The sequence below is a fragment of the Pseudomonas sp. HLS-6 genome (assembly GCF_002753995.1).
In the GTDB taxonomy this organism is placed as follows: domain Bacteria; phylum Pseudomonadota; class Gammaproteobacteria; order Pseudomonadales; family Pseudomonadaceae; genus Aquipseudomonas; species Aquipseudomonas defluvii.
This window is the reverse complement of the sequence record NZ_CP024478.1, coordinates 3,401,166-3,425,227: the sequence shown is the minus strand read 5'-3', so window position 1 is coordinate 3,425,227 and position 24,062 is coordinate 3,401,166. Positions and strand designations below refer to the sequence as shown.

Annotated in this window: 25 protein-coding genes; 16 read left to right on the top strand and 9 right to left on the bottom strand. The window is 60.4% G+C overall.

Features of this window, described 5'->3' with window-relative positions:
- Nucleotides 1-6: 6 nt before the first annotated feature.
- The 11 genes from CS390_RS15990 (at nt 7) to CS390_RS15940 (ending at nt 11,756) form a co-directional block, all read left to right on the top strand.
- Entirely contained in the window at nt 7-774 is a 768-nt protein-coding gene (locus CS390_RS15990; protein WP_065759907.1) for an SDR family NAD(P)-dependent oxidoreductase, read from the top strand.
- Between the two features lie 16 nt (nt 775-790).
- On the top strand, nt 791-1,984 hold the full coding sequence (locus tag CS390_RS15985) for an acetyl-CoA C-acyltransferase (protein WP_099775317.1): 1,194 nt from the start codon (nt 791-793) through the stop codon (nt 1,982-1,984).
- An 8-nt stretch (nt 1,985-1,992) separates the two neighbouring features.
- A complete protein-coding gene (locus tag CS390_RS15980) occupies nt 1,993-3,120 on the top strand; it encodes an acyl-CoA dehydrogenase (RefSeq protein WP_065759909.1) in 1,128 nt (375 codons plus the stop codon).
- A 14-nt stretch (nt 3,121-3,134) separates the two neighbouring features.
- Nucleotides 3,135-3,908: an enoyl-CoA hydratase gene (locus tag CS390_RS15975; RefSeq protein WP_065759910.1), complete on the top strand. Its 774-nt coding sequence runs from the start codon at nt 3,135-3,137 to the stop codon at nt 3,906-3,908.
- A gap of 204 nt (nt 3,909-4,112) precedes the next feature.
- Nucleotides 4,113-5,633, top strand: a complete 1,521-nt coding sequence (locus tag CS390_RS15970) for an aldehyde dehydrogenase family protein (RefSeq protein ID WP_099776725.1) — start codon at nt 4,113-4,115, stop codon at nt 5,631-5,633.
- Nucleotides 5,634-5,892: 259 nt separating this feature from the next.
- Complete coding sequence (pqqA, locus tag CS390_RS15965) at nt 5,893-5,964, top strand: pyrroloquinoline quinone precursor peptide PqqA (protein ID WP_009394664.1); 72 nt, start codon at nt 5,893-5,895, stop codon at nt 5,962-5,964.
- 129 nt (nt 5,965-6,093) lie between these two features.
- Nucleotides 6,094-7,257 (top strand): alcohol dehydrogenase-like regulatory protein ErcA, encoded by a 1,164-nt coding sequence (ercA, locus tag CS390_RS15960; RefSeq protein ID WP_065759911.1) that lies wholly within the window; start codon nt 6,094-6,096, stop codon nt 7,255-7,257.
- The gene (locus tag CS390_RS15955; protein WP_065759912.1) at nt 7,241-8,908 is read left to right on the top strand and encodes a NahK/ErcS family hybrid sensor histidine kinase/response regulator; all 1,668 of its coding nucleotides are present in this window, start codon (nt 7,241-7,243) and stop codon (nt 8,906-8,908) included. The genes ercA and CS390_RS15955 overlap by 17 nt, the downstream gene beginning before the upstream one ends.
- Nucleotides 8,909-9,243: 335 nt before the next feature.
- Nucleotides 9,244-9,648 carry a TraR/DksA C4-type zinc finger protein gene (locus tag CS390_RS15950; protein ID WP_065759913.1) on the top strand — a complete coding sequence of 135 codons (405 nt, stop codon included), beginning with the start codon at nt 9,244-9,246 and terminating at the stop codon, nt 9,646-9,648.
- 167 nt (nt 9,649-9,815) lie between these two features.
- Entirely contained in the window at nt 9,816-11,426 is a 1,611-nt protein-coding gene (locus CS390_RS15945) for a methyl-accepting chemotaxis protein (protein ID WP_065759914.1), read from the top strand.
- 114 nt (nt 11,427-11,540) lie between these two features.
- Nucleotides 11,541-11,756, top strand: a complete 216-nt coding sequence (locus CS390_RS15940) for a hypothetical protein (protein ID WP_065759915.1) — start codon at nt 11,541-11,543, stop codon at nt 11,754-11,756.
- 10 nt (nt 11,757-11,766) lie between these two features.
- Here CS390_RS15940 and CS390_RS15935 read toward each other — a convergent pair whose 3' ends face one another.
- Nucleotides 11,767-11,970 (bottom strand): hypothetical protein, encoded by a 204-nt coding sequence (locus CS390_RS15935; RefSeq protein ID WP_099775316.1) that lies wholly within the window; start codon nt 11,968-11,970, stop codon nt 11,767-11,769.
- A gap of 318 nt (nt 11,971-12,288) precedes the next feature.
- On the opposite strand from CS390_RS15935, the gene CS390_RS15930 reads away from it, so the two are divergent.
- Nucleotides 12,289-12,756, top strand: a complete 468-nt coding sequence (locus tag CS390_RS15930; RefSeq protein WP_065759917.1) for a hypothetical protein — start codon at nt 12,289-12,291, stop codon at nt 12,754-12,756.
- A complete protein-coding gene (locus tag CS390_RS15925; protein WP_065759918.1) occupies nt 12,753-12,962 on the top strand; it encodes a hypothetical protein in 210 nt (69 codons plus the stop codon). Before CS390_RS15930 ends, CS390_RS15925 begins: the two co-directional genes overlap by 4 nt.
- Nucleotides 12,963-12,966: 4 nt before the next feature.
- Here CS390_RS15925 and CS390_RS15920 read toward each other — a convergent pair whose 3' ends face one another.
- The 7 genes from CS390_RS15920 to CS390_RS15890 form a co-directional block, all read right to left on the bottom strand.
- Nucleotides 12,967-13,332, bottom strand: a complete 366-nt coding sequence (locus CS390_RS15920) for a Na+/H+ antiporter subunit G (RefSeq protein ID WP_099775315.1) — start codon at nt 13,330-13,332, stop codon at nt 12,967-12,969.
- Complete coding sequence (locus CS390_RS15915) at nt 13,329-13,607, bottom strand: K+/H+ antiporter subunit F (protein ID WP_065759920.1); 279 nt, start codon at nt 13,605-13,607, stop codon at nt 13,329-13,331. Before CS390_RS15915 ends, CS390_RS15920 begins: the two co-directional genes overlap by 4 nt.
- The gene (locus CS390_RS15910; protein WP_099775314.1) at nt 13,604-14,092 is read right to left on the bottom strand and encodes a Na+/H+ antiporter subunit E; all 489 of its coding nucleotides are present in this window, start codon (nt 14,090-14,092) and stop codon (nt 13,604-13,606) included. Before CS390_RS15910 ends, CS390_RS15915 begins: the two co-directional genes overlap by 4 nt.
- The gene (locus CS390_RS15905) at nt 14,089-15,768 is read right to left on the bottom strand and encodes a monovalent cation/H+ antiporter subunit D (protein WP_099775313.1); all 1,680 of its coding nucleotides are present in this window, start codon (nt 15,766-15,768) and stop codon (nt 14,089-14,091) included. Before CS390_RS15905 ends, CS390_RS15910 begins: the two co-directional genes overlap by 4 nt.
- Nucleotides 15,765-16,109, bottom strand: a complete 345-nt coding sequence (locus tag CS390_RS15900; RefSeq protein WP_065759923.1) for a Na+/H+ antiporter subunit C — start codon at nt 16,107-16,109, stop codon at nt 15,765-15,767. The genes CS390_RS15905 and CS390_RS15900 overlap by 4 nt, the downstream gene beginning before the upstream one ends.
- Nucleotides 16,109-19,021 (bottom strand): monovalent cation/H+ antiporter subunit A, encoded by a 2,913-nt coding sequence (locus tag CS390_RS15895; RefSeq protein ID WP_099775312.1) that lies wholly within the window; start codon nt 19,019-19,021, stop codon nt 16,109-16,111. The genes CS390_RS15900 and CS390_RS15895 overlap by 1 nt, the downstream gene beginning before the upstream one ends.
- 150 nt (nt 19,022-19,171) lie before the next feature.
- Nucleotides 19,172-20,113 carry a DMT family transporter gene (locus CS390_RS15890; RefSeq protein WP_099775311.1) on the bottom strand — a complete coding sequence of 314 codons (942 nt, stop codon included), beginning with the start codon at nt 20,111-20,113 and terminating at the stop codon, nt 19,172-19,174.
- 82 nt (nt 20,114-20,195) lie between these two features.
- On the opposite strand from CS390_RS15890, the gene CS390_RS15885 reads away from it, so the two are divergent.
- A complete protein-coding gene (locus CS390_RS15885) occupies nt 20,196-20,759 on the top strand; it encodes a helix-turn-helix domain-containing protein (protein WP_065759926.1) in 564 nt (187 codons plus the stop codon).
- 15 nt (nt 20,760-20,774) lie between these two features.
- On the opposite strand, the gene CS390_RS15880 is transcribed toward CS390_RS15885, so the two are convergent.
- A complete protein-coding gene (locus CS390_RS15880; protein WP_065759927.1) occupies nt 20,775-21,332 on the bottom strand; it encodes a cysteine hydrolase family protein in 558 nt (185 codons plus the stop codon).
- 106 nt (nt 21,333-21,438) lie between these two features.
- On the opposite strand from CS390_RS15880, the gene CS390_RS15875 reads away from it, so the two are divergent.
- The gene (locus tag CS390_RS15875) at nt 21,439-22,419 is read left to right on the top strand and encodes a GlxA family transcriptional regulator (RefSeq protein WP_099775310.1); all 981 of its coding nucleotides are present in this window, start codon (nt 21,439-21,441) and stop codon (nt 22,417-22,419) included.
- 78 nt (nt 22,420-22,497) lie between these two features.
- The gene (locus CS390_RS15870) at nt 22,498-23,919 is read left to right on the top strand and encodes an FAD/NAD(P)-binding protein (RefSeq protein WP_065759929.1); all 1,422 of its coding nucleotides are present in this window, start codon (nt 22,498-22,500) and stop codon (nt 23,917-23,919) included.
- Nucleotides 23,920-24,062 lie beyond the last annotated feature (143 nt).

Below are 24,062 nucleotides of genomic sequence, written 5' to 3'. Positions count from 1 at the left end.
CCGAACATGCACATTGCCAATAAAAACTTCATCGTCAGCGGCGCGGCCTCCGGGCTGGGCGCGGCCACCGCCGAAATGCTCATCGAGGCCGGTGCCCAGGTCATGCTGGTCGACCTCAATGCCGAGGCTGTAGCGGCCAAGGCGCAGGCCCTTGGCCCCAAGGCGCGTTACGCGGTTGCCGATATCAGCCAGGAAGCCGCCGCCAAGGCTGCTGTGGATGCCGCAGTTGAAGCCTTTGGTAGCCTTCACGGGCTGGTCAACTGTGCCGGCGTGGTCGGTGCCGAGAAGATCCTCGGTAAACAGGGCCCGCACGGCCTGGACAGCTTCAGTCGGGTAATCAACATTAACCTGGTCGGTAGCTTCAATTTGCTGCGTTTGGTTGCGGCGGCCATGGCTGAAACTGAGGCCGGTGCCGAGGGTGAACGCGGAGTGATCATCAACACCGCATCCATCGCTGCCTATGATGGCCAGATCGGCCAGGCAGCCTATGCTGCCTCCAAGGGCGCCATCGCCAGCCTGACGTTGCCGGCGGCCCGTGAACTGGCGCGGTTTGGTATCCGCGTGATGACCATCGCCCCAGGCATCTTCGAGACCCCAATGATGGCGGGTATGCCTCAGGAAGTGCGTGATTCGCTGGCTGCAGGTGTGCCGTATCCGCCACGCCTGGGGCGTCCGCAGGAATACGCGGCGCTGGCCCGTCACATTATCGAGAACAGCATGCTCAACGGCGAAGTGATCCGTCTCGACGGTGCGCTGCGCATGGCTGCCAAGTAATCAGAGAGTAACCATCATGACCCTCGCCAACGATCCAATTGTCATTGTCAGCGCCGTGCGTACCCCCATGGGTGGGCTGCAGGGTGACCTGAAAAGCCTGACGGCCCCGCAACTCGGCGCTGCAGCCATCCGTGCAGCCGTAGAGCGCGCCGGTATTGCCAGCGATAGCGTCGAGCAGGTGCTGTTCGGCTGTGTACTGCCTGCCGGTCTTGGTCAGGCGCCGGCCCGTCAGGCAGCCCTCGGTGCCGGCCTGGACAAGGGCACTACCTGTACAACCCTGAACAAAATGTGTGGTTCGGGCATGCAGGCCGCGATCATGGCCCATGACCTGCTGCTGGCCGGCAGCGCCGATGTGGTGGTGGCCGGTGGCATGGAAAGCATGTCCAACGCGCCGTACCTGCTGGACAAGGCCCGCAGCGGTTATCGCATGGGGCACGGCAAGATCATCGATCACATGTTCTTCGATGGCCTGGAAGATGCCTACGACAAGGGCCGCTTGATGGGCACCTTCGCTGAGGATTGCGCCGAGAAGAATGGCTTCAGTCGCAAAGCCCAGGACGATTTTGCCATTGCCTCGCTGACCCGCGCCCAGCAGGCGATCAAGGACGGCAGCTTCGCCGCCGAGATCGTTCCGGTCGAAGTCACCGTGGGCAAGGAACAGCGTCTGATCAGTGATGACGAACAGCCGCCCAAGGCGCGCCTGGACAAGATCCCGCAACTCAAACCGGCCTTTCGTGACGGTGGTACCGTAACGGCGGCCAACTCCAGTTCGATCTCCGACGGCGCTGCCGCGCTGGTGCTGATGCGCCGTTCCCAGGCCGAGCAACGCGGCCTCAAGCCGCTGGCAGTGATCCATGGTCACGCGGCGTTCGCTGATGTGCCATCGCTGTTCCCGGTTGCGCCGATTGGCGCCATCGAAAAGCTGATGAAGCGTACCGGCTGGAACCTCAGCGAAGTCGATCTGTTCGAAATCAACGAAGCCTTTGCCGTGGTTACCCTGGCCGCCATGCACGCGCTCGAATTGCCCCATGACAAGGTCAATGTCCACGGTGGCGCTTGCGCCCTTGGCCATCCAATCGGTGCGTCGGGTGCGCGGATTATCGTCACGCTGCTCTCGGCCCTGCGCCAGAAAGGCCTGCGCCGTGGTGTGGCTGCGATCTGCATCGGCGGCGGTGAAGCCACGGCCATGGCCGTTGAATGCCTGTATTGAGGTCCACCATGTTAGTGAATGACGAACAACAGCAGATCAGCGACGCCGCCCGGCAGTTTGCCCAAGAGCGTCTGCGGCCCTTTGCCGAACAGTGGGACCGTGAGCACCGCTTCCCGAAAGAAGCCATGGTCGAAATGGCTGAACTGGGCTTCTTCGGCATGCTGGTGCCGGAGCAGTGGGGCGGTTGTGACACCGGTTACCTGGCTTACGCCATGGCCCTTGAGGAAATCGCTGCCGGTGATGGCGCCTGCTCGACCATCATGAGCGTGCACAACTCGGTGGGCTGTGTGCCGATCCTCAAGTTTGGCAATGACCAGCAGAAAGCCCAGTTCCTTACCCCGCTGGCCAGTGGCGCCATGCTCGGTGCGTTCGCCCTGACCGAGCCGCAGGCCGGTTCCGATGCCAGCAGCCTGAAAACCCGCGCCCGCCGTGATGGCGATCATTACGTACTGAATGGCTGCAAGCAGTTCATCACCTCCGGGCAAAATGCCGGTGTGGTGATCGTGTTTGCCGTGACGGATCCGGCAGCCGGCAAGCGCGGCATCAGCGCTTTCATCGTGCCGACGGATTCACCGGGCTACCAGGTCGCCAGGGTCGAAGACAAGCTGGGCCAGCATGCTTCCGACACCTGCCAGATCGTTTTCGATGACGTCCGCGTGCCGGTGGCCAACCGCCTCGGCGAGGAGGGCGAAGGCTACAAGATTGCGCTGGCGAACCTGGAGGGCGGGCGCATCGGCATTGCCGCGCAATCGGTGGGTATGGCCCGCGCAGCGTTTGAAGTGGCCCGCGATTATGCCCGCGAGCGGCAAAGCTTCGGCAAGCCATTGATCGAGCATCAGGCTGTCGCGTTCCGTCTGGCCGATATGGCAACGCGCATCGCCGTGGCGCGGCAGATGGTGCATCATGCCGCAGCCTTGCGTGATGCAGGGCGTCCGGCGCTGGTGGAAGCCTCGATGGCCAAGCTGTTTGCTTCGGAAATGGCCGAGAAGGTCTGCTCCGATGCCTTGCAGACCCTGGGCGGTTATGGCTATCTGAGCGACTTCCCGCTGGAGCGGATCTACCGCGATGTGCGGGTTTGCCAGATCTACGAAGGCACCAGCGACATTCAGCGCATGGTCATTGCGCGCAATCTTTGAAGGGAGCCGTTTGCATGACGTACGAAACCATCCTGTTGGACATCCGTGACAAGGTCGGTCTGATCACCCTCAATCGGCCGCAGGCGCTCAATGCCCTGAACGCGCAAATCGTGAGTGAGATCAACCAGGCGCTGGACCAGCTCGAACGCGACCCGAACATCGGCTGCGTGGTGCTTACCGGCTCCCAGAAGGCCTTTGCTGCCGGTGCCGATATCAAGGAAATGGCCGACCTGCGTTACCCGCAGATCTACGTCGATGACCTGTTCAGCGACGCTGACCGTATCGCCAATCGCCGCAAGCCGATCATTGCTGCCGTCTCCGGTTTCGCCTTGGGTGGCGGTTGTGAATTGGCGATGATGTGCGACTTCATCCTTGCCGCTGACAACGCCAAGTTCGGCCAGCCGGAAATCAACCTGGGTGTGCTGCCAGGCATGGGCGGTACTCAGCGCCTGACGCGCGCCGTAGGCAAGGCCAAGGCTATGGAACTGTGCCTGACCGGTCGCCTGATGGGCGCTGAAGAGGCCGAGCGTGCGGGGCTGGTTGCCCGTGTCGTACCTCAGGCGGAGTTGCTCGACGAAGCGCTGAAGGTCGCTGCCGTGATCGCCAGCAAATCGATCCCGATGACCATGATGGTCAAGGAAAGCGTCAACCGCGCCTTTGAAGTCAACCTCACCGAAGGTGTGCGCTTCGAGCGTCGCGTGTTCCATGCGGCCTTCGCCACTGAAGACCAGAAAGAAGGCATGGCGGCTTTCATCGCCAAGCGCGAAGCACAGTTCAAGGACCGTTAAGGCACCAGCTCGCCGGCAAGGCCTGCTCCCGCAGACATTGGGCGGTGGGAGCCAGGCCTTGCCAAGGTGCTACGACGCCTGCCAGACCTACTACCAAATAATGAGCCGCCCGCTGCCAACGGCTCATTCGCGGCTATCGACCTGCTGGCTAAGATCGAACCACTGCCTGCCCTTCGGCAGGCCTCGATCAGCAGAGGTTTGCGCATGATTTACGCAGCACCCGGCACCCCAGATGCCCTTGTCAGTTTCAAGCCCCGTTATGGCAACTACATCGGCGGTGAGTTCGTTGCGCCGTTGAGCGGCCAGTACTTCAGCAACAGCTCGCCGGTCAATGGCCAACTGATTGCGGAGTTTCCGCGCTCCAATGCGGCCGATATCGACCGTGCACTGGACGCCGCCCATGCCGCTGCCGATGCCTGGGGGCGAACCTCGGTGCAGGACCGCTCGCGGATTCTGCTGCAGATTGCCGACCGTATCGAGCAGTACCTGGAAGTGCTGGCCATCAGCGAAACCTGGGACAATGGCAAGGCCATCCGTGAAACCCTGAATGCCGACGTACCCTTGGCCGCTGACCATTTCCGTTACTTTGCCGGCTGCATCCGTGCTCAGGAGGGTGGCGCTGCCGAGATCAATGACACCACGACGGCTTACCATTTCCACGAGCCGCTGGGAGTGGTCGGGCAGATCATCCCGTGGAACTTTCCACTGTTGATGGCGGCCTGGAAGCTCGCGCCGGCGCTGGCCGCCGGTAACTGCATCGTGCTCAAACCCGCTGAGCAGACGCCGCTGTCGATTACAGTGCTGGCCGAGCTGGTTGGCGACCTGTTGCCACCGGGCGTGTTGAACATCGTTCAGGGGTTTGGTCGTGAAGCGGGTGAGGCCCTGGCCACCAGCAAGCGCATCGCCAAGATCGCCTTCACTGGTTCCACTCCTGTGGGCTCGCACATCCTCAAATGTGCTGCCGAAAACATCATTCCGTCGACAGTGGAGTTGGGCGGGAAATCGCCGAACATTTTCTTTGAAGACATCATGCAGGCCGAACCTGCATTCATCGAAAAGGCTGCCGAAGGCCTGGTGCTGGCGTTCTTCAACCAGGGTGAAGTCTGTACCTGCCCATCACGGGCGTTGGTTCAGGAGTCGATCTACGAGCCCTTCATGGCCGCGGTGATGAAGAAGATCGGCCAGATCAAACGCGGCAATCCGCTGGACACCGAAACCATGGTCGGCGCCCAGGCTTCAGAACAGCAGTACGAAAAGATCCTCTCCTACATGCAGGTCGCTCGCGAAGAAGGCGCCGAGGTGCTCACCGGTGGTGATCGCGAGCGTCTGGCCGGTGATTTGTCCCAGGGCTATTACATCCAGCCGACCCTGCTCAAGGGGCACAATGGCATGCGGGTGTTCCAGGAAGAAATCTTCGGCCCTGTCGTTGGTGTGACCACCTTCAAGGACGAGGCCGAAGCCCTGGCGATTGCCAACGACACCGAGTTTGGCCTTGGTGCTGGCGTCTGGACCCGTGACATCAATCGCGCCTACCGCATGGGCCGCGCGATCAAGGCCGGTCGCGTGTGGACCAACTGCTACCACCTGTACCCGGCCCATGCCGCATTTGGTGGTTACAAGAAGTCTGGCGTTGGCCGTGAAACCCACAAAATGATGCTCGACCATTACCAGCAGACCAAGAACCTGCTGGTGAGCTACGACATCAATCCGCTGGGCTTCTTCTAATTCACGTCCCTTTCAGCCGCTGGATACCTGGCATTTCTGTCAGTGTTCAGCGGCTGCTTTTTCGTGCTCCACTCAGTGCTCGCTTGACGGGATCTGCCCTTGGCAGGGCGCTCGCGTGTGCGCGGCGTATCTGAAGGGCTTGTTGAGGGTATGGCACCAAAGCGCTGCGCCATTTGCTCCCAAAGTAGGAGGCGTGGTTTGCAGGGCAAGTGTTTAATGAAATCACCGCAATCCTGTGGTGCTAGAAGAGGATCGAGCTATGTGGAAAAAGCCTGCGTTCACTGATCTGCGTATTGGTTTTGAAGTGACGATGTACTTCGCCAACCGTTGATCCTTCTCCCGCCGGTCACTGGTTGCAGTGACCGGCGCGGCTTATCTTCGACGACCTTGACGGTCTGATTGCAATCCCGGTCCGATGCTTTAGGCTGGCGCTATCTTAAAAAAAACAAGAAGGCGTTGCATGAGCCCGAACCTGAGCCAGTTGCGTAAATTCGTCTCCCCGGAAATCATCTTCGGCGCCGGCTGTCGGCACCATGTGGCCAACTACGCCAAGACCTTTGGCGCACGCAAGGTGTTGCTGGTCAGCGACCCTGGGGTGATCGTGGCGGGGTGGGTGGCTGATATCGAAGCCAGCCTGCGTGAGCAAGGCATTGAGTACTGCCTGTACAGCGACGTGTCGCCCAATCCTCGGGTCGAGGAGGTCATGGCCGGCGCTGAGCGTTACCGCAGTGAGCAGTGTGATGTGATTGTCGCCGTCGGTGGCGGTAGCCCGATGGATTGCGCCAAGGGCATTGGCATCGTGGTCGCGCATGGGCGGCATATTCTGGAGTTTGAAGGGGTCGATACCATTCGCGTGCCGAGCCCGCCGCTGATCCTGATCCCGACCACGGCCGGCACCTCGGCGGATGTCTCGCAGTTCGTGATCATTTCCAACCAGCAAGAACGGATGAAATTCTCCATCGTCAGCAAGGCAGTGGTGCCGGATGTGTCGTTGATCGACCCGGAAACCACCCTGAGCATGGACCCATTCCTTTCCGCCTGCACCGGTATCGATGCGTTGGTGCATGCCATCGAGGCTTTTGTCTCTACCGGCCACGGGCCGCTGACCGATCCCCATGCCCTGGAAGCGATGCGCCTGATCAACGGCCACCTGGTGCAGATGATCGCCAATCCCGGCGATATCGCCCTGCGCGAGAAGATCATGTTGGGCAGCATGCAGGCCGGGTTGGCGTTTTCCAACGCCATCCTGGGGGCGGTACATGCCATGTCCCATAGCCTGGGCGGTTTTCTCGACCTGCCGCATGGCTTGTGCAATGCGGTGTTGGTTGAGCACGTCGTGGCCTTCAACTACAGCGCCGCCCCCGAGCGTTTCAAGGTGATCGCCGAGACCCTCGGTATTGATTGCCGCGGTTTGAACCATAACCAGATTCGCCAGCGGCTGGTTGAGCACCTGATTGCCCTCAAGCATGCGGTGGGCTTCCATGAAACCCTTGGCCTGCACGGTGTTGGCCTGTCGGATATCCCGTTCCTGTCGCAGCATGCCATGGATGATCCATGCATTCTGACCAACCCGCGTGCCTCGAGCTTGCGTGATGTCGAGGTGGTGTATGGCGAGGCCCTCTGAACCTCGGGCCGATGCCCTTGCCGGGCTGTTAGGGCTGAGCAACCACACGGTTCGCAAGAGCCACTACCCGGAGTTGGCCGTGCGGCTGGAGGAGCTGGAGGCCGAGCGCAATCGTTACAAGTGGCTGTTCGAGCACGCGGTACACGGGATTTTTCAGGCCAGCCTGGACGATGGCCTGCGTGCCGCGAACCCGGCATTGGCACGTATGCTGGGTTACTCGGACCCTCAGGCTGTGTTGTTTGCTCGCAGAGACCTGGGAGGGCATTTGTTTGTCGGTGGGCCGACGGAGCTGTTGCAAATTACCCAGGTGTTGCAGCGTGACGGCGCCTTGCTGGGCTATGAGACACAGTTGCGTCGCCGTGATGGCAGCAGTATCGACGTGCTGATGAACCTGCTGCGACGACCGGATGAAGAGGGCCTGGTGGAAGGCTTTGTTGCCGATATTACCGAGCGCAAGCAGGCTCAAGAGCGCATGCAACAGCTCAACGATGAACTGGAGCAGCGTGTCACCGAGCGTACCAATGAATTGATTGAGGCTCGCGATGCGGCCCAGGCCGCCAACCGTAGCAAGGACAAGTACCTGGCTGCGGCCAGCCATGACCTGTTGCAACCGTTGAATGCGGCGCGGCTGCTGATTTCTACCTTGCGTGAGCGACCGCTACCGGCCACCGAGCAGGTGTTGGTCGAACGCGCTCATCAGGCGCTGGAAGGCGCCGAAGACCTGCTTACCGATTTGCTCGATATCTCCCGGCTGGACCAGGCCGCGATCAAGCCGGACCTTGACCTGTATAGCCTTGATGAGGTGTTGGCCCCATTGGCGTCGGAGTTCCAGCCGGTAGCGGAGGCGGCAGGGCTGAGCTTGCGGGTGCGTAGCGGTCAGCGGGTGATTCATACCGATTTGCGCTTGTTGACGCGGATCCTGCGTAACTTCCTCAGCAATGCCTGCCGATACACCGAGCACGGACGTGTGTTGTTGGGGGCCAGGCGATGTGGTCATTACCTGCGACTTGAGGTGTGGGATAGCGGTAGGGGGATTGCCGCCGATCGCCTGGAGTCGATTTTTCTGGAGTTCAATCAGCTCGACGTTGGTCGTGCGGCTGATCGCAAGGGGGTTGGCCTGGGGTTGGCGATTGTCGAGCGTATTGCCCGCATACTCGACTGCCAGGTGCGTGTGCGTTCCTGGCCGGGGCGCGGCTCGGTATTCAGCATTGATGTACCGCTGACCCACGATTTGCCACGCCCACCGGCGGCAGCCGTGTTGCCGCAACCCAGTATCGGCAATCCATTGCCGGGGCGCCGTTTGCTGGTACTGGACAATGAGCTGAGCATTCTCCAGAGCATGGCCTCGTTGCTTGGCCAGTGGGGGTGTGAGGTGCTGACCGCCACAGACCGTGAGAGTGCGCTGGAGGTGCTGCAGGGGCGTGAGCCGGAGCTGATCCTGGCGGACTACCACCTCGACCACGGAATAACAGGCTGTGATGTGGTCATGGACCTGCGGGCGCACTTTGGGCGGCCGATTGCCGCGGTGATGATCACTGCTGATCGTAGCGATCAGAGCCGTCTGGCGATGCAGCGCCTTGGGGCTCCGTTGTTGAGCAAACCGGTGAAACCGGGCAAGTTGCGTGCGGTGTTGAGTCAGTTGTTGGGGTAGTGTGCATTCACGTGAATGCACAAGAAATTGTTACAGTATCTGAACGGTTGGTTCCCGGGAGCCGGGGGCGGGTGCTGCCGTTTGTCTCTTGCAGTACGCCGGCTAGCCCTTTTATTTGCTATAAAGCCTGCGCTCTCGGGCCATCAGGTGAGTATGACCCTTGGTTTTTTCGGGTGCATCCACTGTCTTTTATGTTGCTGAGTACGAATCTCGGCCTTAGACTGCCGCCCCCTGTAAATTGAGTGCCGGATGGTGCTTGAAGAATTCCGCTGAGCGCGCTCGTCGCGAGCAGCACCCGATTCGCCTTAATGCACGTATTTTTTATAGAGAAATCAATGACAAAGGAAAAGTTGCTGGCCATGCCGGCCGATGACTACATGAATGCCGAGCAACTGGCCTTCTTTACCGACTTGTTGCAGTCGATGAAGATCGAAACCCAGGAGCGTATCGAACAGAGCCGTGTAGCCATTGAAAGCCTGGACTCGCCTGCCGATCCTGCCGACGCTGCCTCGGTCGAAGAAGAGCGCCATTGGCTGGTCAACGCCATCGAACGTGATCAGCGCCTGCTGCCACAGCTGGAGATGGCACTGGGCCGAATTGCCGACGAAAGCTTCGGCTGGTGCGATGACAGTGGTGAGCCAATCGGCCTGAAGCGTCTGCTTATCAGCCCGACCACCAAGTACTGCATCGAAGCGCAAGAACGCCACGAGCAGATCGACAAGCACCAGCGTCAGATCTGACGTCAGCACGGGTGTAGCTCAAGGCCCCAGGGATCAAACCCCGGGGCCTTTGCGTTTCTTGTCCTGTATCAAGCACAGTCGTATTAGGTCCAAGGAAGCATAGATAATGGCTTTATAGTGGCGTTTAATGGCGTCACAAAAACGACAGTGTCTATGGAGCTTGAACCATGATGCGAGAAGGATCTCTGCCAGAGGCCATGCTAACACCGCGCCATTCACCCATTGCCAGGCAGGGGTGGGCGGGGGTCGCGCTGCAAAGTCTGGTACTGCTGGTGCTGTTGGCCGCGATGGCATTTGCCGGGCTGTCGTTCTATGTCTGCGCGCCACTGGCTTTGTTGACCCTTGTGCTGCCGCGTTTTCGCCGGCGCGAACCGGATGAAGTGCATCGTGCAGTCGATCCGCTCACTGAGCTGACCCGTGATCTTTCGCGCACCACCAGTCATAACGCCTTGTCGGCAGCGGGTGTGGCATTTTCTGTGAAGCAACTGGCCGGCAAGCTGCAATCGCAACTTGCTTCAGCCGCTCAGATTGTCAGTAGCGCACACGTCATGATCGATACTGAGCAAGCGACCTCGCACCTCAGCCAGCAGGCCTTGGCTGCCGCCCGTGAAGCACACCAGAGCAGTGCTGCCGGGCGTTCGGTGCTTGCGGAGTCGATCCAGCGGATGCATCAGTTGAGTGCCCGTGCCAGCGAGAGTCGCGAGTTGATCGAGGCCTTGCATCAACGCAGTGAAGACATTGCGCGGGTCACCCTGGTGATTCACACCATTGCCAGTCAGACCAACTTGCTGGCCCTGAATGCGGCTATCGAGGCTGCCCGCGCCGGTGAGCATGGGCGCGGGTTTGCGGTCGTTGCCGATGAGGTGCGCGGCTTGGCCGGGCGAACGGCAACGGCGACTGAAGAGGTCGGGCTGATGGTTGCTGATATCCAGCAACGCACGGCCCAGGTCGTGGAGCAGATTCGTGAGTTGTCCGATGACCTGCACACGGGGGTCGATCAGGTGGAGCACACCGGTGAGCAACTCGACAGCATTGCCGGGCTGGCCGCGGGCGTAGAGCAGCAGATCAGCGAGATTGCCCAAGGTACAGAAACCAACCTGGGCCAACTCGACAGCCTGTTCCGCGCTGTCGAGCAAATGCGCAGCGACCTGCAGGTCAGCGACCAACAGACCCGGCAACTGGCCAAGGCTGCGGTGCAAATGGAAGGGCAGGCCGAGAGCATCAGTGAGCGCTTGGCTGAGGTCGGCCTGGACGAGTATCACCAGCGCATCTACGACCTGGCGCGCGAGGGGGCGCAGAAAATGGCCAGGCAGTTTGAGGCCGATGTCGCACAAGGCCGTATCAGTCTGGATGATCTGTTTGATCGGCACTATCAGGCGATCCCCGGTACTCGGCCCGTGCGTTATCGCACGCGCTTTGACCAGTACACTGACCAGGTTCTGCCGGCCATCCAGGAGCCTTTGCTGAAAGAGCACGAAGGCTTGGTGTTTGCCATTGCCTGCACGCAACAGGGTTATGTGCCAACGCACAACGCAGCGTTCAATCAGCCATTGACCGGCGATGAAGCGCTTGATACTGCGCATAATCGCAGCAAGCGCAAGTTCGATGACCCGACAGGCATTCGATGTGGCAGCCACCAACAGGCTGTTTTGTTGCAGACCTACACCCGCGATACCGGTGAGCTGATGCATGATCTGTCTGTGCCCATTGAGGTTCATGGGCGTCATTGGGGTGGCTTTCGCCTGGGTTACAAGCCGCAGGTGGCGGCTGTGGGCTGAGTGTTTTGTTGCGGCTGATGTAAAACTGCTATGCAGGCGATAGCTTTTTCCCGAGAGGAACGGGTTTTATCATGGCCCTATCGTTAGTTTGCTAATGACGTTCCGGAGGGAATCATGCATAGCAAGGTCGATGTAGCCGTGATGATCGGTTCTGGTGTGCCTGCATCGATGCAGGCACTTGGCAAGCGAGTATGTTGGGTGGTGCTGGTCAATGGCGAGCGTCGAGGCACCGCTTTTGCCAGCCGCAGCGAGGCTCAGGAATGCCGCGCCGCGTGGCTGGATCAGTTGAACAAGGCTGCCAGGGTGGGTGCGGCTCGCCACGCCTGCTGAGTGCACGCCTTCAGCGCTCAAGGTCACGCGCCAGTGCGCAGGCTTCCGTGTGCTGACGGCGAAAGCCTTTGACCCGCCCGGTGGTGTACTCGGTTATGTGAAAGAATCCGATACCTGCAGGTACCACGACGAAGCGGGGAGGCTTGGCAGGGTTTCGACTTTCTACACCACAATACGCGTTGGCCTCTCGACGGAATTCAGTGTTTTCGTGCATATTCAGCTTCCTGTAGTGCATGAGTGATTGTCAGGACACCCCCGCTGATGGGGCTGTTCTTTCAGCTATCGCATGTCTGATGCAATATTGCTGTCAGAAAAAGCTTCCTTGATTGAGGAAATCTGCTGAGAATTCGCCAAAAGGCTTATGCCGGCAGGAAATAGTTAACTTTCCTTCAGGCTTGGGTGTTTATCTGCACGGGATAATCATTCGCTAAACCACTACTATCTTAGCCATTCAAAACAACGTGCCTTGGCCATTGCGCGGCATTGCTGCCAGCGTTGGCAGGGGCGTGATCAGTCGTTGAGGAATTTTTCATTGGCAGTCAGCAATCTGGATATGCAGGCCCTGTTTGTGCTGGGCGATCTTCGGGCCAAGCTGGTCAAACAGTTTCAATCGCGTTTTGTCTATGTCACTGAACAAAGTGCCGAAGGCCTTTACATGGCCGAAATCGACACTGAAGAGGCGTTGGTCGTTGATGACAAGCAGCGTCTGGAGTTAAAGGTCGGCGACCACTTTCGCGCGGCGGTACTGCCCAGTCGTGAGGGCGGTAAGTTGGAAGTTCGATTCCGTGACATCAAACATACGGTTTATGGTCTGGGCGACTATGCCTTCGTATCGACCCCGGACGGCAACGGAATCGTGTTACGTGAAGGGCAGAGTGTGGTGCTGATATTTGCGGCCCATGCACAACTGCAGGAAGGCTTGAGCAAGATTCTCAAGGCGGCCACCGCCAAAGCGGCCAAGTGGCGCAAGGGCGAGATGACCTTCAAGGCCAGCGAATGACGGATGTCGGCACTGAACGGCGTGGTCGGGCCGAGTTTCATGCGCAGCACCAGGCGCAGGCGCGCGAATTGGCTGAACAATGGCTTGCGCAGCGTGCACAACTTAAGGCCGCCTGGCTTGATTGGGTTGCCGCGCAACTCTACCAACTAAGCCCGCCGGAGTTTGCTTCGATGGTTCGACGTGAGCTGCAACGCCTTAGCACGTGATCTATCAGTTACCCCTGTCGCGCCCGCTACTGATCTCTTCTGGCACAGGCTCATTCGCCATGCGTTTGCGGAAAAGTGCCGCTCGCGCCAGCAGCAGTGTGGTGACCGGTACGGTAATCGAAAGCAGGATCGGGATCAGCCAGGCATGTAGAACCGGCATGTGCTTGAGGCCGGAAAAGTACAGGATCGAGGCCAGGGCGACACACCAGGTCCCCAGCGTCGAGGCAAGGGCTGGTGGGTGCATGCGCTGAAAGAACGTCTTCATGCGCAGGAGGCCGAATGCGCCTATCAAGGCAAACACACTGCCGGTTAGCAGCAGTGCCGCGGTAGCCAGTTCAAGCCAGAATGGCAATGCATTGAACTCGCTCATTCGATCACCTCACCGCGCAGCAGGAATTTGGCCAGGGCGAACGAGCCGACAAAGCCGAACAGCGCGATCAGTAGCGCGCCTTCAAAGTAGGTATCACTGGCGTAGCGAATGCCCAGCACCAGCATCATCAGCATGGCCAGGATGTACAGGTAGTCCAGCGCCAGTACCCGGTCTTGCGCCGATGGGCCTCGGAACAGCCTGACCAAGGTCAAGGCCATGGCCATGGCGAAAATGAACAGGCTGGCGAGAATGGCGTTGGCGAGCAGGCCTGTCATTCAAAGATCTCCATCAGCGGGCGTTCGTAGGTGTGCTTGAAGTGCTCGATGAATTGCGTTTCGTCGTCCAGATCAAAGACATGCAGTAACAAGACACTGCGGTCCAGCGCCAGCTCCGACCAGATGGTGCCAGGGACCACCGTTGTGATCATCGACAAGGCTGCTAGCCCATGAGCATCGCGCAAGTCCAGTGGAATGCGCACGAAGGCCGACCGTGGTGGGCGCTGGCCGGCAGTCAGGACACTGCGAGCCACTTGCAGGTTGGAGCTCAGCACATCCAGGCCCACCCGCAGGATCAGGCGTACGATGGTCGCAGGTTTGCGAATGCTCACTGACTGTGGTCGCAGGGGGGCCATCAGTAGCGGTGCGAGCATGCCAAGCAGCGCGCCCAGCAACAGGTTGCCGGGGCTTATCGAAAGGTTCAATACCAGCCACAGCAACCACAGCGCCAGCGATATCAGAGGGGCAGGGAACAGGCGCTTCATGGCTGCACCCCCTCAGGTACAGCCAGCGGGCCTGCCACTGGCCGTGTAGCGAACACCGCAGAAATGTACTGCTGCGGGTTCTGCAGGCCGTTCGCAGTGTCGTGCGTGTAGCGTAACAGTGGCTCGGCCTGGATGCTGAGGAGTACGCACAAGCCGAGCAGGGCAACAATCGGCAGGCATTCCAGGCGCCTTAGTACTGGCGAAGGGCGTTCCTGTGGTGTCCAGAAGCGCTTGATGCCGACGCGCGCCAGGGCAATCAGTGATGCCAGGCCCGAGAGCACCAGCAGTGCCAGCAGTGTCCAGCCGGTCATCGGCAACGGCTGTTCGGTCGTGATGCCGAGGCCTCGCGGGTTGAGCAGGGCGCTGATCAGGTTCAGCTTGCCGATGAAACCCGATAGCGGTGGCATGCCGATCACCAGCAGGGCGCAGGCGATGAAGCTCAGGCCGAGAAACGCCATGGCCCAGGGGATGACCTGGCCGACAACGGCCTTCTGATCATCGTCCAGGTTGATGCCTTTGGGCAGTTGGGGTGGCTCGGGTGGCGCCGGCAGGGTGTCGCCGTCGTCGTCCAGCGGAATCTCGTTGACCGAACGAGAGCGTTCGATCAGTTCCGCAAGCAGGAACAGTGCGCACAGCGCCAGCGTCGAGCTGACCAGATAGAACAGCGCCGCTGCGGTCAGGGCGGGTTGCCCGAAGCCTATCGCGGCCAGCAGCGTACCTGCCGAGACCAGGATGCTCAGGCTGGCCATACGTTCAAGACGCTGGGCGGCGAGTATCAACAGTGCGGCACAACCCAGGGTTGCGAGGCCGCCGTACACCAGCCATTCACCACCGAAGAATGAAGAGTCGCCGGCTTGCCCGGAAAACAGCAAGGTCCAGAGACGCAACACGGTGTAGATGCCGACCTTGGTCATGATTGCGAAAAGTGCGGCCACGGGGGCGCTTGCTGCCGAGTACGCCGGTACCAGCCAGAAATTCAACGGCCAGATGCCGGCCTTTGCCAGAAAGGCGATGGCCAGAATCGCGGCGCTAGCGTGCAGCAAGCCTCGGTCGGCCTCAGGCACCAGTGGGATCTTGACCGCCAGGTCGGCCATGTTCAGGGTGCCGGTAACGCCATAGAGCATCGCTGCGCCAATCAGGAACAGCGATGACGCGACGAGGTTGATGGCAATGTAATGCAGGCCGGCCTTGACCCGTGCCCGTCCCGAACCGTGCAGGATCAAGCCATAGGATGCCGCCAGTAGCACCTCGAAAAAGACGAACAGGTTGAACAGGTCTGCCGTCAGGAAGGCCCCGTACAGCCCCATCAGCTGGATCTGGAAGAGGGCATGGAAACTGGCTCCTGCGCTGTCCCAGCGGGCCATGGCGTAGAGCAGCGCGCTAAGCCCGACAATGCCGGTCAACACCAGCATCATTGCCGCGAGGCGGTCGACTACCAGCACGATGCCGAACGGTGCGGGCCAGTTCCCGGGCAGGTAAACACCCATCGAACTGGCATGCCCCTGTGTGTGTACCCACACCAGTAGCACCACGGAAATGCCCAGGCCAAGCAGGGTTGAAACCAGGTTGATACGGGCCTTGAGTGGCCGTCGCTTTTCGCCGAGCAGCAGCATCAGCGCTGCGGTCATCAGAGGCAGCAGGATGGGGGCGACGATCAGTTGGTTCATCGCATTCATTCACTCGGCTCCCGGCCATCGACGTGGTCAGTGCCGGTCAAGCCACGTGACGCCAGCAGTACGACCAGAAACAAGGCGGTCATGGCGAAGCTGATGACGATTGCCGTCAGTACCAGGGCTTGGGGCAGCGGGTCGGTGTAGTTGAACAGGTCCTGCGGTACGCCGTCCTTGATGATTGGCTCCTTGCCAATGAACAGGCTGCCCATACTGAAGATGAACAGGTTGACGCCATAGGACAACAGGCACAGGCCCATCACTACCTGGAAGGTCCGTGGCCGCAGTATCAGCCATACACCTGAGGCGGCGAGTACACCGATGGCAATTGCAATGACTTCTTCCATCAGGCGGCTCCTGGTTGAGAATTTTTCACGTGGCCACCGGGGCGATGGCTACGTACCGACTGGTGCGCCAGCGCGGTAAGGATCAGCAGGGTTGAACCGACTACGACCGTGAACACGCCGATATCGAAGAACAGTGCGCTGGCCACATGCAAGTCACCGATCACCGGCAGGTGAAGGTGGGCGGTGTGGGTGGTCAGGAAGGGGTAGCCCAGCAGCATGGCACCCACCCCGGTGAGGGTGGCGCAGAGCAGGCCGGTGCCCATCCAGCGCAGCGGGCGCAGGCTCATTTGTGCTTCAACCCACTGGGTGCCGGCGACCATGTACTGGAGGATGAAGGCTACCGACATCACCAGACCGGCAACGAAGCCGCCGCCCGGCTGGTTGTGCCCGCGCATGAACAGGTACATCGACACCACCAGGGCAATCGGCAGTAGCAGGCGAACCAGGGCGGCGGGCACCATCATGAAACCCAGTGCCGTATCGGCGGCGTGCCGTGGGTTGACCAGATCGGTGACCACGTCCGGCGCCAGCAGACGCTGTTGTGCGGGTAACTCGATACTTTCGCGTGGCGGTCGGAAACGTCGCAGCAGGGCAAACACCGCGAGCGCCACGGCAACCAGCACGGTGATTTCGCCCAAGGTATCGAAGCCGCGGAAGTCCACCAGCATCACGTTGACGACGTTGCTGCCACCGCCCTCGGGCAGTGCCCGGCTCAGGTAGAACGAGGAGATGTCGTTGGGGGTAGGCCGGGTCAGCATGGCGTAGGACAGCAGGGCCATGCCGGTACCGACCAGCACTGCCAGTACCAGGTCGCGCAGGCGTCGCAGGCGGGCACGCTCCTGGCTGCCCAGGGGCGAGACGCCCTCGATCCGGCGTGGCAGCCAGCGCAGGCCCAGCAGGATCAGGATCGTGGTGACCACCTCCACGACCAGTTGGGTCAGCGCCAGGTCGGGTGCCGAGAACCAGACGAAGGTGATACAGGTCATCAGGCCGCATACGCTGACCATGGTCAGGGCGGCCAGTCGGTGATACTTGGCTTGCCAGGCCGCACCAAGGGCGCAGGTAATTGCGATCAGCCAGAGGGCCACGAATACACCGGAACCTGGGATCTTCGGTCGATCACCCCAACTCAGGCCACTGTGCAGCATGGGCAGCAGGCCTGCGAGGAACGCTGCCAGTACCAGCATGAACAACTGCTTTTGCAGGCGTCGGGTCGTGAGCAGGCGCTCGGCACGGCGGGCCATGCGCATCAGCAGTACCTGGCAGCGTTCAAACAGTCGCTTGCCGTTGAAACGCTCGATGAAGGGTGGATGGGCAATGCGGCCGAGCTTGAACTGGTTGCGCAGCAACAGGTACAGCACGATGCCGCCCGCCATGGCAATCAGGCTCATGATCAGTGGTGCATTCCAGCCGTGCCAGATTGCCAGGCTGTATTCGGGCAGGGTGCCGCCGACTACAGGCAAGGCGGCCGCGGCAAGCAGGGGGCCTACGGACTGGGCTGGAAAAATACCCACCACCAGGCAGGTCAGTACCAGGAGCTCGACCGGTGCACGCATCCAGCGCGGTGGCTCATGCGGCGTGTGGGGCAGGTCGGTGGCCTGCGGCCCGAAAAATACATCCACGGTGAAGCGCAGGGCGTAGGCCACACTGAAGGTACCGGCCAGTGTCGCGATGACCGGCAGGGTCGTTTCGACCCAGGCAGTGGAGGAAATGAACACGGTTTCGGCGAAGAACATTTCCTTGGACAGAAAGCCGTTGAGCAATGGCACGCCGGCCATCGAAGCACTGGCAACCATGGCCAGCGTCGCGGTAAAGGGGATCAGGCGAAACAGCCCGCTGAGTTTGCGAATGTCACGGGTGCCGCTCTCGTGATCGATGATCCCGGCCGCCATGAACAGTGAGGCCTTGAAGGTTGCGTGATTGAGAATGTGGAACACTGCCGCGACGGCCGCCAATGGGCTGTTAAGCCCGAGCAGCAGGGTGATCAAGCCCAGGTGGCTGATGGTCGAATAGGCCAGCAGGCCCTTGAGGTCATTCTGGAACATCGCCGTGTAAGCGCCCAGCAGCAAGGTGCAGGCGCCCGCGCCGCTGACGATCCAGAACCATTGTTCGCTGCCGGCCAGCGCCGGCCAAAGCCTTGCGAGCAGGAACACCCCGGCTTTGACCATGGTTGCGGAGTGCAGGTAGGCCGATACGGGCGTCGGCGCGGCCATGGCATGGGGAAGCCAGAAGTGGAAGGGGAATTGTGCGCTTTTGCTCAGGGCGCCCAGCAGGATGAGGGGCAGTAGTACCGGGTAGAGGGCATGGCTACGTATCTGATCACCGGCAGCCAGCACCGTGTCCAGGTCGTAGCTGCCGACCACATGGCCGAGCAGCAGCACCCCTGCCAGCAGGCACAGGCCGCCAGCCCCGGTAACCATCAAGGCCATATAGGCCCCGCGTCGTGCATCGCTGCGATGATGCCAGTAACCGATCAGCAGGAAGGAGAACAGGCTGGTCAGTTCCCAGAAGAATACGATCTGGATCAGGTTGCCGGAAATCACCAGGCCGAGCATGGCCCCCATGAATGCCAGGAAAAACGCGAAAAAGCGCGGTACCGGGTCCTGAGGGGACATGTAGTAACGGGCATAGAGCGAGACCAGCGTGCCGATGCCAAGCACCAGCAGGGAGAACAGCCAGGCGAAGCCATCCAGGCGCAAGACCAGGTTCAGCCCAAGGCTGGGCAGCCAGCGCACTTCTTCGCGAATGATGCCGCCATCGGCAATCTGAGGGTACAGCAGCGCCACCTGTACGGTGCCGACAAGTGCAACAAGACCTGCCAGTAGTGACTCACTGTTACGCGCGTTATGCGGCAGGACAGCCGCCAGACAGCTGCCGATGAATGGCAGAAGCAGCAGAACTATCAAGGACATGGGTTTCTAATCTGCAGGAGTTTGTAAGGGATCATACGTGCCGGACCGTCGATCACCAACCTGCAAGCTGTCGCAGAATCCTACAAGAACGGTGCATTAAACTATTTTTTTATAACAGTTTTTTTCAGGGATGGCGTGAAGCCTGCTGCCTCAACCCGGTTCGCGCTCTTGTTCGCGTATCTCTTCCTCGACGGACTTCTCCTCTCGACGTTTGACCTTCAATTCGCTGACCACTACCGCAATGACGATGAGCAATGCACCGACCAGCGCGGCGCCCGGCAGGCGCTCTCCCGCCAGCCGTCCGAAGACGCCGCCCCACACGGGTTCGCCCGCGTAGATGAGGGTGGCGCGGGTAGGCGAAACCGATTTCTGTGCCCAGTTCATTGCCACCTGGATGGCTGCGCTCATCGCGCCCAGGCCGACAGCGCTGAGCACCAGTAGCCAGGAAAAGTCTGGCAATGCTTCCTGGGTCGGAACAATCATCAGGAATGACAGGGCCGAGGCCGTTGCCAGTTGTACGACAGTGACGCGGCGCACATCGACCTTGCCTGCAAAGCGGCTGATCAGAATGATCTCGGCTGCAATGGCGACCGCGCTGACCACCGTGGCGATCTCGCCGGGACTGAACTGCAACGAACGGCCGTTCGGGCCTGCCAGCAGCATGAGCCCGATGAATGCCAGGCTGATGCCGATGCTTGGCATGAGCCCGGGGCGACGGCCCAGAATCACCCATTGAAGCAAGGGCACGAATGGCACATACAAGGCTGTGATAAACGCCGATTGGCTGCTGCTGATGGTTTGCAGGCCAACTGTCTGCAGGCCATAGCCAAGCATGATGGAGACGCCAATCAAGAAACCGGCCTTGAGTTCGGTGGTGGTCAGGCCGGACAGCGAGCGGGCCGATACCATGGCAACGAACAGTGCGGCAGCCGCAAAACGCAGGCCCACGAAGAACATCGGGCCACTCACGGTCATCACCTTGTGCACGAGCAGAAAAGTGCCGCCCCAGAGGACAGTGATGAAGATCAGTACCCACTCGGCTTTGCTTGGCCGGAAGGACACGGTCGCGTGTTGCGGGGCGCTTGAGGTCATGGTCTTGCACACGAATGATGGGCGACGCACAATGCGCCAAAGTGGGCAGTATACTGCGCACACTCTACCAGCGAGCAATATAGTGCACAAAGATTCGAATCACAGGGCGTCTGTGTTGCAGCACGTCAGTCAGAACATCCGTCGCCTGCGTCATGCTGCCGGCCTCAGCCAGACTGCACTGGCGGAAAAATCGGGTGTGAGTCGTCGCATGCTGGTTGCCATCGAGGCTGGCGAAAAGAACGTCAGCCTGACGACACTGGATCGAATAGCCGAAGCACTTGATGTCGCATTCAGCGATTTGATCCAGGCACCGGACAATCGCGATCCCAGTCGAATCAACGAACTGGCCTGGACGGGCGTTCATCCGGGCAGCAAGGCGATTCTGTTGGCCAGCTCCGCGGCCAGCCGCGAGGTCGAGTTGTGGGAGTGGCGCCTGGAGCCCGGCGAAGTGTACCCCTCCGAGGCCGATGCTGACGGGTGGAGCGAGCAACTCTACGTATTTGAAGGTTGCCTGACCTTGTTGATCGAGGATCAGGTACACAGCCTGGCCGCTGGCGAATTTTTTACCTTCGCCAGCAACCGGATGCACGTCTATCGCAACGATGGTGAGGTGGCGGTACGCTTCGTACGCAATGTCGTGATCTGAGCGCTGCCCGGTAGGTCAGTCGCGTTGGGCGTCGAGGTATTCGGCTGTCGACACGACCTGCGCATAACCGAATGCCAGCGACGCCATATAGGCGGCATGCACCTGCTCAGCGGGTACTGTCATATCGTTGAACACCAGTGCGCGGGTAGCGCAGGCATCGTGAATGACTGTGGTCGCGTAGCCAAAGTCGGCCGCCGCGCGTGCTGCCGCGTCGATGCACATATGACTCATGCTGCCGACCAGGGTAATGGCGCTGACGTGGTGATCATCCAGCAGTGCCTTGAGCTCGGTATCCAGGAAGGCATTTACCTTGTGCTTGAGAACCACCGGTTCATTTGCCTGGTTTTCTGCCTTGGGATGTATCTGAGCACCCTCTGAGCCGGGCGTGAAGAACGGTGCGTCCGCGGACTCGAACTCATGGCGCACGTGAACCACCAGGTCGTTCCGGGCCCGCGCTGCTGCCAATACCTGTGCTGCGTTATCGGCAGCAGACTCGACACCGTCGAGGGGCCATTTGCCGCCGGGAAAATAGTCGTTCTGAATATCAATGACGATCAGCGCGTGTCGGGTCATGTCGCTTTCCTTGTACTGGGAGTGGTTGTGACGTGGCGATAGTTATAGGCTTGATCGACAGGCTTGCAGATTGGCGCAACCGACAAATTGGCTGGAAAAACTGACAATGACTACCGTACGCGACACGCTGGAGATCGGCATTCTGGTGTACCCGGGCGCGCAGATGGCGGCCGTGCAGGGTGTTACCGACTTGCTGGCGGTCGCGAATCGCATGTCCGTCGAGCTCGGCGCGCTGGAGCGGCCGTTGTTGCGTGTCACTCACTGGTGTGAGGTCGATGGCGGAGGGCTGGCGGTCAGCTTTGATACGCATCCGCAGCGCGCTCACCAGCCGCGCGCCATTATCATTCCGCCAAGCCTCACCCAGGCGCCGGATCCTGAGTTGCTTGAGCGGTTCTGTGGCGACCTCAGGCAGTGGCACCGTGAGGGCGCCGTGCTGGTGTCGGTATGCGTCGGGGTGTTCTTTATTGCGGCAAGCGGCTTGCTCGACGGCCGCCCGGCAACCACGCATTGGAACTTTGCGCCATCCCTGGCTCAGCGCTTTCCACTGGTGAAGGTCGAGACCCATTTGCCGTTGCTGGATGACGGCGACATTATTACTTCCGCAGGGTTGATGGCCTGGACCGAGCTGGGTTTGAACCTGGTCGAGCGCTTTCTGGGGGCTACCTTGGCGACGGAAACCGCCCGGTTCCTGGCCGTGGAACGGGTGGTGAGCGGGCAGCGTCTAGGCAGTGTCTTCAGCCCCTGCCTGGACCATGGAGACGAAGCGATTCTCAAGGTTCAGCACTGGTTGCAAGGCACCGGCGCCAAGGATGTCAGCCTCGAAGGGATGGCCGGTTATGCCGGCCTTGAGGAGCGTACCTTTCTGCGCCGTTTTCGTCGTGCTACCGGACTGAAACCGACCGAGTACTGCCAGCAGGTTCGCGTCGGGCGCGCGTGTCGCATGCTGGAGTTCACCAATCGCAATGTCGAGCAGATTGCCTGGGGTGTCGGGTATCAAGACCCTGGGGCTTTCCGCAAAGTGTTCCACAAGGTCATGGGGTTGGCGCCGAGCGACTATCGCAAGCGCTTTGGCGCGCCGTCGGCATGAACCTACTTTAGTACCGGTGTGGCTGCGTTTGCCGCCGTTTGCCGCTTATCATCCAGATAATTGCGCAAGGAGACGCGAATGCACGCACCATACGCTGCGACGTACCCGGATACAGTCATTGATGTACTCATTGTTGGGGGTGGCCTCAGTGGCGCGATGCTTGCTGCGCAACTGCTACGCCAGCCTGGTCAACGACGTATCGTCGTCGTTGAACCTCGGCCCGAGCTTGCTCGTGGCGAGGCCTACAGTGCGACTGAACCAGGGCATACCCTCAATGGCAATGCCGCGCGGATGAGTGTCGACCCAGATAACCCCGATGACCTGACCCAGTGGCTTACGCAGTGTATTCGGGAGGGCGGTTGGCCTGAGTCTGCCGAGCAACAGGTACCGATTGCCGAGTTGTTTCCGCCCCGTGGCCTGTTCGGCTGTTATGCGCGCCAACGTCTGGCTGACGCTGAGGTCATAGGTGCGCGTTCAGGCTCCAGAGTCGAGCACTTGCGTAGCGAGGTAGACGACCTGCACGTCGACAACGAGGGCGTGCTTATACAGTGTGCCGACGGGCGCCGGCTGCGGGCTGAGCGCGCTGTGCTGGCTACGGGCATGTTTACTGCCGCACGTACCCCGCGCCTTGGTGCAGAGGCGTTGGAGCAGACCACCCTTGACCCTTGGGATGTCTCGGCCATGCGTGGGCTTGATCCTCAAGGGCGAGTGTTGATCATCGGCTCCGGCCTGACCATGATCGATGCGTTGGTGTCGTTGCAGCAGGCTGGGCATCGGGGACCTATCGAGGTGTTTTCCCGCCATGGCCTGCTACCCCATGTCCGTCGGCAGCCCCCGACCTGGGTCGACTTCCTGGCAACTGACCCTGGCTTGCGCAGCCCCCGCCAACTGCTTCGAGCTGTACGTGAACAATGCCGCTTGGCGATTGCTCAGGGTGTCGACTGGCAGGCGCCGCTGGATACCGTCCGACAACATATCGCCAGGCTCTGGAGCCAGGCCAGCGATCGTGAGCGGCGCCAGTTTGTGCGTCATGTACGGCCCTGGTGGGAGAGTCATCACCACCGTTCAGCGCCGCCTGGCGCGGCATTGCTCCAACGTCTGCGTGACGAGGGGCGCTTGCGCATTCATGCTGCCTCTTGGCAAGGCGTCGACGCTGTTGAGGGCGAGGCGGTGGGTATTCGTTTGCGTTTCCGCGGTCAGCAGGCGACGACGCGTGTGACGGGGGCGGCACTGATCAATTCAATGGGTATCGAATACGATTGGCGCCGTGTTGATCGGCCCCTGCCGCAAAACCTGCTGGCGCGTGGCCTTGTTCAGCCGGGGCCACTGGCGCTGGGCATTGCTGCCAACCCGGACGGCGCTGTGCTGGATGCTCAAGGGCATGCCAGTGAGCGCTTGTTCGCCATTGGGCCGCCGTTGCGCGGTATGTGGTGGGAAAGTACTGCTGTCACTGATGTGGCGCTGCAGGCGAAAGCCTTGGCGCAGCGCTTGGCGATGTGACCTCACTGAGGTTTGCTGTCAGGTGTCAGTGATGCCAATATTGGAATATAAATATAATAATTAATAATTTATTGTTCTAATAGGTCTCGAGGCACTATCCAGGTGAACTTACCAGGAAGGATTGGCGTAGTGCTCGCTCTGCA

Bases quoted from the DNA above. Each gene is read 5' to 3' on its own strand.
- CS390_RS15990 (WP_065759907.1), top strand. From the start codon at position 7: ATGCACATTGCCAATAAAAACTTCATCGTCAGCGGCGCGGCCTCCGGG.
- CS390_RS15985 (WP_099775317.1), top strand. From the start codon at position 791: ATGACCCTCGCCAACGATCCAATTGTCATTGTCAGCGCCGTGCGTACC.
- CS390_RS15980 (WP_065759909.1), top strand. From the start codon at position 1,993: ATGTTAGTGAATGACGAACAACAGCAGATCAGCGACGCCGCCCGGCAG.
- CS390_RS15975 (WP_065759910.1), top strand. From the start codon at position 3,135: ATGACGTACGAAACCATCCTGTTGGACATCCGTGACAAGGTCGGTCTG.
- CS390_RS15970 (WP_099776725.1), top strand. From the start codon at position 4,113: ATGATTTACGCAGCACCCGGCACCCCAGATGCCCTTGTCAGTTTCAAG.
- ercA (WP_065759911.1), top strand. From the start codon at position 6,094: ATGAGCCCGAACCTGAGCCAGTTGCGTAAATTCGTCTCCCCGGAAATC.
- CS390_RS15955 (WP_065759912.1), top strand. From the start codon at position 7,241: ATGGCGAGGCCCTCTGAACCTCGGGCCGATGCCCTTGCCGGGCTGTTA.
- CS390_RS15950 (WP_065759913.1), top strand. From the start codon at position 9,244: ATGACAAAGGAAAAGTTGCTGGCCATGCCGGCCGATGACTACATGAAT.
- CS390_RS15945 (WP_065759914.1), top strand. From the start codon at position 9,816: ATGATGCGAGAAGGATCTCTGCCAGAGGCCATGCTAACACCGCGCCAT.
- CS390_RS15940 (WP_065759915.1), top strand. From the start codon at position 11,541: ATGCATAGCAAGGTCGATGTAGCCGTGATGATCGGTTCTGGTGTGCCT.
- CS390_RS15935 (WP_099775316.1), bottom strand. From the start codon at position 11,970: ATGCACGAAAACACTGAATTCCGTCGAGAGGCCAACGCGTATTGTGGT.
- CS390_RS15925 (WP_065759918.1), top strand. From the start codon at position 12,753: ATGACGGATGTCGGCACTGAACGGCGTGGTCGGGCCGAGTTTCATGCG.
- CS390_RS15920 (WP_099775315.1), bottom strand. From the start codon at position 13,332: ATGAGCGAGTTCAATGCATTGCCATTCTGGCTTGAACTGGCTACCGCG.
- CS390_RS15915 (WP_065759920.1), bottom strand. From the start codon at position 13,607: ATGACAGGCCTGCTCGCCAACGCCATTCTCGCCAGCCTGTTCATTTTC.
- CS390_RS15910 (WP_099775314.1), bottom strand. From the start codon at position 14,092: ATGAAGCGCCTGTTCCCTGCCCCTCTGATATCGCTGGCGCTGTGGTTG.
- CS390_RS15905 (WP_099775313.1), bottom strand. From the start codon at position 15,768: ATGAATGCGATGAACCAACTGATCGTCGCCCCCATCCTGCTGCCTCTG.
- CS390_RS15900 (WP_065759923.1), bottom strand. From the start codon at position 16,109: ATGGAAGAAGTCATTGCAATTGCCATCGGTGTACTCGCCGCCTCAGGT.
- CS390_RS15895 (WP_099775312.1), bottom strand. From the start codon at position 19,021: ATGTCCTTGATAGTTCTGCTGCTTCTGCCATTCATCGGCAGCTGTCTG.
- CS390_RS15890 (WP_099775311.1), bottom strand. From the start codon at position 20,113: ATGACCTCAAGCGCCCCGCAACACGCGACCGTGTCCTTCCGGCCAAGC.
- CS390_RS15880 (WP_065759927.1), bottom strand. From the start codon at position 21,332: ATGACCCGACACGCGCTGATCGTCATTGATATTCAGAACGACTATTTT.
- CS390_RS15875 (WP_099775310.1), top strand. From the start codon at position 21,439: ATGACTACCGTACGCGACACGCTGGAGATCGGCATTCTGGTGTACCCG.
- CS390_RS15870 (WP_065759929.1), top strand. From the start codon at position 22,498: ATGCACGCACCATACGCTGCGACGTACCCGGATACAGTCATTGATGTA.